Origin of the sequence: Kitasatospora sp. NPDC018058 (assembly GCF_044327205.1) — a bacterium.
In the GTDB taxonomy this organism is placed as follows: domain Bacteria; phylum Actinomycetota; class Actinomycetes; order Streptomycetales; family Streptomycetaceae; genus Kitasatospora.
In genome coordinates, this window is record NZ_JBIRFA010000003.1 from 380,056 (window position 1) to 386,196 (window position 6,141).

Genomic DNA, 6,141 nt, shown 5'->3' on the forward strand with positions numbered 1-6,141 from the left:
CGACACCCACGCGACGAGAGGACCAGAGCATGGCGATGGACTACTTCACCGACGAGCGCCACGAGAGTCTCCGGACGGAGGTCCGTGAGTTCGCGGAGAAGGAGGTGCGCCCCGAAGTGGCCAGAATGGAGGCCGACCGGGAGGTCGAGTTCGGGATCTCCCGCGAGATCGCCCGCCGCGGCTGGATAGGCGTCACCATCCCGCGCGAGTTCGGCGGCCTCGGGCTGGGACACCTCGCCAAGACCATCATCGTGGAGGAGCTGGCCCGGGTCAGCGGTGCGATGGGCGCGATGACACAGGCCTCCCAGCTCGGCGTCGCCAAGGTCATCCACTTCGGCTCGAACGCCCAACGGCGCAAGTGGCTACCGAAGTTCGCGTCCGGGGAGTTGCTGCCGACCATCGCGGTCACCGAGCCGGAGTCCGGCGGCCACGTGCTCGGCATGTCCGGCACCGCCCGCCGCGAGGGCGACGAGTACGTGCTCAACGGCCGCAAGGTGTTCGTCGGCAACTCGCACATCGGCGACGTCCACGGCGTGGTCCTCCGCACCGGCACCGGCACCAAGGGCCTGTCCGCCTTCCTGGTCGAGAGCGACCGACCCGGCTTCCGCGCAGGGGCGATCGGCACCCAGGGCGGGCTGCACGGCTTCAGCTTCGGTGAGCTGGTCTTCGAGGACTGCCGCATCCCGGCGGGCAACCGGCTGGGCCGGGAGGGCCAGGGCCTCGACGTCGCCTACTCCTCCTCCACCCTGTACGGCCGGCTGAACCTGGGCGCCGTCGCGCTCGGCATCCACGTCGCCGTCGTCGAGGACACCGTGCGCTACGCCGAGGAGCGGGTGCTGTACGGCAAGCCGCTCAACCAGTTGAACAGCGTCGCGCTGAAGCTGGGCGAGATGCAGTCCCGGCTGATGACGGCCAAGTTGGCCGCCTACCACGCCTCGCACCTGCTCGACCTCGGCAAGGCCTGCGACGCCGAGCTGATGAACGCCAAGCTCGTCAACACCGAGTACGCCATGGATTCGGCGCGCCAGGCGATGGAGATCTTCGCCGCGCGCGGCACCCAGGAGGAGCACAACATCATCCGCTACCTGCGGGACGCCACCCACATCTACGCCCCGGCCGGCACCTCGGACGTGCAGAAGCTGCGGCTGGGCCAAGTGGCTTCGGGCACGTACGGCAAGCAGTGGTCGGCCGAGCTGGCCGACCTGGCGAGCTGGGCGTGGACGGAGCTCAACCAGCTGGAGGCCGAGGCGAAGGCACCGCGCCCGCGCGGCGGTCGGGTGGTGCCGATCTCCATGGCGAGCTGAGCCGGACCGAGTCGAAGCCGGGCCGGGCCGAGCTGAGTGGTTGTCCGGTTCGGAACCGGTGCTGGGGGCCGCCGTCGGGCACTGGAGACCACCGGAAACCGCCGCCCGAACGGCGGCGAACCTTCAGCGCGACGACTGTTTGACCTGTTCCTGACGGCTCTTCGGGAGGCACGCCCGGTCCCCCGAAGAGCCGTTCCCACTTCGCCGTTGCCGCACTGAACTGCGGCGTTCCGTCGACGAACGCATCCACCGGGAGCGGGCGGCGCGGCCATCATCCGTTCACATATCGCCAGTTGATGTTGCGATGAGGGCACCTGGGACTGATAGGTTTCCTGCCGTCGGCGGCCGTGGCTGCACTCCGCCCGGACGGTGACACCCCGTCACTCCGTCCGGCAACCCCGGCCTCGGCGCCCTGAAGCCCGTCCGGTCCGCACGGGCCGACCCCGCCGTTCGGACCCGCGACCCGGCCTGCAACTCGGCCCTGCACCAAGGAATCAGATGCCAGGCATATCGGCCCCCCGCACGGGCCACCGCGCCGGCCGGTCCGGCTCCCTCCGCAGCTCGCTCCTCGCCCTCGTGCTGGTCCCCAGCCTGGGCCTCGCCGCCGCCTGGGGCTACGCCGCCTACCTGCTGCGCGACACCGAACACCGCACCGCGCTGGTGGCCGGCACCGCCGTCGTCGCCGTGGTGCTGCTGTTCAGCCTGATCCGCGGCGTCCGGGCCGCCCGGACGCTGTCCGCCCGGCTGGCCGGCCTGCGGACCGACACCCTCGCGCTCGCCCAGCAGGAGATCCCCGAGGTGGTCGGGCGGCTGCGCGCCGGGGAGACCGTCCCCACCCCGCCCACCTGGGCGCCCTCCCGGCGGATCGGCGACGAGGTCCAGCAGACCTCGGACGGCCTGGCCGCCGTCCGGCAGGCCGCCGTCGCGGCCATCGTCCACCAGGCCCAGGGCCGGGAGGGGACGAAGAAGGTCTTCCTCAACATCGCCCGCCGCACCCAGATCCTGATCCACCGGCAGATCAGCATGCTCGACGCCCTGGAGCGCGAGCACGAGGAACCCGAGCTGCTGCGCGAACTGTTCGCGGTCGACCACCTGGCCACCCGGATGCGGCGCAACGCCGAGAACCTGGTCATCCTCGGCGGCGCGCTGCCCGCCCGGCGCTGGCGCAACGCCGTGCCCGTGGTCAACGTGCTGCGCAGCGCCGTCTCCGAGACCGAGAACTACGCCCGCGTGGTCGTCCAGGGCGTGCCCCGGGCCTCGCTCAGCGGGCAGGCCGTCGCCGACGTGATCCACCTGATCGCCGAGCTGATCGAGAACGGCACCACCTTCTCCCCGCCGTACACCCAGGTGCAGGTCTCCGCGCAGGAGGTCCCCAAGGGCCTGGCGGTCGAGGTCGAGGACCGCGGCCTCGGCATGACCGAGGACGAGTACGAGCGGCTCAACGAGTACCTGGCCAACCCGCCCGAGCTGGACGTCTCCGCGCTCGGCGACGACCTGCGGCTCGGCCTGTTCGTGGTCGCGCGGCTGGCCGCCCGGCATGACATCCAGGTCACCCTGCGGCCCTCGCCCTACGGCGGCACCCGGGCCGTGGTGCTGGTGCCCTCGGTGCTGCTGGAACAGGCCGAGCAGCCGGCCGCGGTGCCCGGACTGCCCTCCGGTGCACGGGTCACCCGCACGCCGGTGCCGGAGCAGCAGCCGACGGCGGACGGCGACCTCGGGGAGGTCGACGAGGAGCTGTCGGGTGCGCTGGCCGGGGTACTGAGCGGGCTGCTGGGCGGGGGGTCTGCGGCTCCGACCGATGGTCCGTCCGCTTCGTCCGCTCCTTCAGCTCCGGCTGTTCCGTCTGCTCCGCCTGCTCCCGAAGGGCTCGTGGCTGCGGACCCCGGGGAGCCGGACGGTGGTGTGATCATCGGTGAGCTGCTCGGACGGCAGGACGGGGAGGACGGCGCCGCCCCGTCCAACGGTGGGCTGCCGGTGGGCGCCGAGATCCCCGGGCTGCCCGGTGCGGTGGTCGTGCCCCGGCCCGCACTGCCCCGGCCGTACGACCTTCCGACGGATCCCCCGGAGCTCGCCGCCGGGCTCGCGGCGGACCTCGCCGCCGGCATCGGTTCCGGCCCTGTCTCCGGCGCTCCCGGCCAGGTTTCCGGCGCTTCCGGCCACGCATCCGGCGCCTCCGGTCTTCCGGACGCACCGTTCGCGGACCCGGCGGCCGCCTTCGACGGGGTCCCCGCCGATCGCTCGGCTCCCACCCACGAACGCCCGCGGGAGGACCACGTGGAGCACGGCCCGGACGGCGAACTGCGCACCCCGCGGGTCCTGCCGCAGCGGGTCCGCAACGCCAGCCTCGCCGAGCAGCTCCGCGAGGCCCACGCTCCCGGCGCGATGATGCCGCCGGTGTCGCCGGCGTCCTCGACGTCGCCGTCCCGGCCGTCCGGGGCGCACGCCGCCCCGAGCGGCCCCCGGTTCGACGGCCGTGATGCCGCCGACGCCTCACCGGCGCGCTCGCGCGCCACCATGGCCGCCATCCAGCGCGGCACCCGGAGCGCCCGCGCGGCCGGTACCGAACCGGACGCACCCGCCATTGCCCCCAACCCGGCCGCCCCTTCCGCCCCTCAGGAAGCCCCTGCGGAAGCCTCCGCCGTTCAGGAAGCCAAGGAACAGCAGTGATGACGCAGCACACCGACACCCAGCGCGACCTCAACTGGCTGCTGGACCAGCTGGTGGCGCGGGTACCCGAGACCCGGCACGCCATCGTCCTCTCCGAGGACGGCCTGCTGGTCGGCATGTCCCAGGGCCTCGACCGGGCCGACGCCGAGCACCTGTCCGCCGTCGCCTCCGGCCTGCAGAGCCTCGCCCGCGGCGCCGGGCACCGCTTCAACGGCGGGCGGGTGCGGCAGACCGTGGTCGAGATGGACCAGCTGTTCCTGTTCGTCACCACCGCCGGCCAGGGCGCCCGGCTCGCCGTCCTCACCAGCGAGCAGGTGGACGCCGGGCTGATGGCGTACGAGATCAACATGCTGGTCAAGCAGGTCGGCCAGTACCTCACCGCGGCGCCGCGCAGCGACGCGGGCCAGGTCGGCGCGGGTGGCGGTGCGTGACCACCGCCGACGCCGACGAGGGCTGGTTCTACGACAAGGACGCCGGCCACCTGGTCCGCCCCTACGCGATCACCAACGGGCGCACCGGCCCGGTCCGTGACGGCTTCGCGCTGATCACCCTGGTGGTCACCGCCGACCCGCGCACCGACACCAGCCGGTTGGCACCGGAACCGGCCGCGATCCTCGACATGTGCCGCGAACGCCCGCTGGCCGTGGCCGAGATCGCGGCCACCATGGACCTGCCGGTGAGCGTGGTCAAGGTGCTGCTGGACGACCTGGCGGAGGCCCGGCTGATCCTCACCCGGGCCCCGGTCCAGCTCGCCGAGGCGCCGGACATCTCGCTGATCCAGGCCGTGATCGAGGGCGTCCGCCGGCTCTGACCGGCGGGCCCGCCCCTCACCGCACCACCCCGTTCCCATCCAGGAGACCCGAATTGACGACCCAGAGCCTGGTGCCGGGCGCGGTCAAGATCCTCGTCGCCGGCGGCTTCGGCGTCGGGAAGACCACCATGGTCGGCTCGGTCAGCGAGATCGAACCGCTGCAGACCGAGGAGCGGATGACCCGCGCCAGCATCGGGATCGACAGCCTCGAAGGCGTCCAGGACAAGTCGACCACCACGGTGGCGATGGACTTCGGGCGGATCACCGTCCGCGAGGACCTGGTGCTCTACCTCTTCGGCACGCCGGGGCAGTTCCGGTTCTGGTTCATGTGGGACGACCTCGCGCTCGGCGCCCTCGGGGCGATCGTCCTCGCGGACACCCGGCGGCTCGAATCCAGCTTCGCCGCCGTGGACTTCTTCGAACAGCGGGGCATCCCGTTCGCGATCGGGGTCAACTGCTTCCACGGCCGCCGCGAGGCCAGCCCGGAGGACGTCCGCCGGGCCCTGGACCTCGGGCCGGAGGTGCCGGTGGTGCTGTGCGACGTCCGGGAGCGGGCGTCCAGCAAGGAGCTGCTGCTCGCCCTGCTCGACCGGGTGCACCGGGACGCGCTGGCGGCCGGGCGGCGGTGACGCCCGGCGCTTCCCGCTGCTCCGGCTGCTCCCGGTCCTCCGACTGTTCCTGGTCCTCCGGCTGCTCCCGGTCCTCCGGTCAGGCCTTGGTCGGGGTGAGTTCGGTGAGCGCGTCGACCAGCGGGGCCAGTTCGGGGGCGTCGGCGGCCTGGGCCAAGGTCGCCTCCAGAGTGGCGTCGTGCACCGGGCGGGCCGCCTCCAGCAGGGTGCGACCCTCCGGTGTCAGCTCGGTGTAGATGCCCCGGCGGTCGTCCGCGCAGAGGTAGCGACTGAGCAGGCCCCGGTCCTCCAGGCGGGTCACCAGACGGGTGGTCGCACTGCTGCTGAGCGCCGCCGCGCCGGCCAGCTGCTGCATCCGCATGTGCCAGCCGTCCTGCCGGGAGAGGGCCTCCAGCACGGTGTACTCGACCACCGAGAGCTGGTGCTCGGCCTGGAGCGCCTTCTCCAGCGCGGTGTCGATCAGCCCGTGAAGTGCGGCGAGCGTGCGCCAGCCGCTGGCCCGGACCTCGGCGGCGTCATCGCGGATCCCCATGGCTCGCCTTCCCTTCACGTTCGCCCGTACGTCCCGTTGCGTCTCCCCTCTGACAAGTATGCCAGTTGGCGCGGATTATCTGTCTCTGCAATTACTTGGACTTAGGGCGTCCGCCAGTAGGTCATCGGATGCGGGGGCTTCGAGGCCGGGTATCCCAGCGGTAGAGGGTCCAAGCCCGTCTGATTAGGCAGCGGACAG

The 6,141-nt window shown here is 72.5% G+C and carries 6 protein-coding genes; 5 read left to right on the forward strand and 1 reads right to left on the reverse strand.

Features of this window, described 5'->3' with window-relative positions:
* Window positions 1–29: 29 nt before the first annotated feature.
* From ACH4E7_RS06625 to ACH4E7_RS06645, 5 genes are all read left to right on the forward strand, one after another.
* Window positions 30–1,304 carry an acyl-CoA dehydrogenase family protein gene (locus tag ACH4E7_RS06625; protein ID WP_396247875.1) on the forward strand — a complete coding sequence of 425 codons (1,275 nt, stop codon included), beginning with the start codon at window positions 30–32 and terminating at the stop codon, window positions 1,302–1,304.
* A 498-nt stretch (window positions 1,305–1,802) separates the two neighbouring features.
* Window positions 1,803–3,971 carry an ATP-binding protein gene (locus ACH4E7_RS06630; RefSeq protein WP_396247877.1) on the forward strand — a complete coding sequence of 723 codons (2,169 nt, stop codon included), beginning with the start codon at window positions 1,803–1,805 and terminating at the stop codon, window positions 3,969–3,971.
* Complete coding sequence (locus ACH4E7_RS06635; protein WP_355670497.1) at window positions 3,971–4,402, forward strand: roadblock/LC7 domain-containing protein; 432 nt, start codon at window positions 3,971–3,973, stop codon at window positions 4,400–4,402. Before ACH4E7_RS06630 ends, ACH4E7_RS06635 begins: the two co-directional genes overlap by 1 nt.
* Window positions 4,399–4,782 carry a DUF742 domain-containing protein gene (locus ACH4E7_RS06640; RefSeq protein WP_355670498.1) on the forward strand — a complete coding sequence of 128 codons (384 nt, stop codon included), beginning with the start codon at window positions 4,399–4,401 and terminating at the stop codon, window positions 4,780–4,782. Before ACH4E7_RS06635 ends, ACH4E7_RS06640 begins: the two co-directional genes overlap by 4 nt.
* 53 nt (window positions 4,783–4,835) lie before the next feature.
* On the forward strand, window positions 4,836–5,411 hold the full coding sequence (locus ACH4E7_RS06645) for a GTP-binding protein (protein ID WP_396247878.1): 576 nt from the start codon (window positions 4,836–4,838) through the stop codon (window positions 5,409–5,411).
* A 79-nt stretch (window positions 5,412–5,490) separates the two neighbouring features.
* On the opposite strand, the gene ACH4E7_RS06650 is transcribed toward ACH4E7_RS06645, so the two are convergent.
* Window positions 5,491–5,943, reverse strand: coding sequence for a MarR family winged helix-turn-helix transcriptional regulator (locus ACH4E7_RS06650; protein WP_396247879.1), 453 nt, complete (start codon window positions 5,941–5,943; stop codon window positions 5,491–5,493).
* Between the last annotated feature and the right edge of the window lie 198 nt (window positions 5,944–6,141).

What these genes read in the sequence shown, in the direction of transcription:
- ACH4E7_RS06635 (WP_355670497.1), top strand. Translation starts at nt 3,971, where the DNA reads ATGACGCAGCACACCGACACCCAGCGCGACCTCAACTGGCTGCTGGAC.
- ACH4E7_RS06650 (WP_396247879.1), bottom strand. Translation starts at nt 5,943, where the DNA reads ATGGGGATCCGCGATGACGCCGCCGAGGTCCGGGCCAGCGGCTGGCGC.
- ACH4E7_RS06630 (WP_396247877.1), top strand. Translation starts at nt 1,803, where the DNA reads ATGCCAGGCATATCGGCCCCCCGCACGGGCCACCGCGCCGGCCGGTCC.
- ACH4E7_RS06625 (WP_396247875.1), top strand. Translation starts at nt 30, where the DNA reads ATGGCGATGGACTACTTCACCGACGAGCGCCACGAGAGTCTCCGGACG.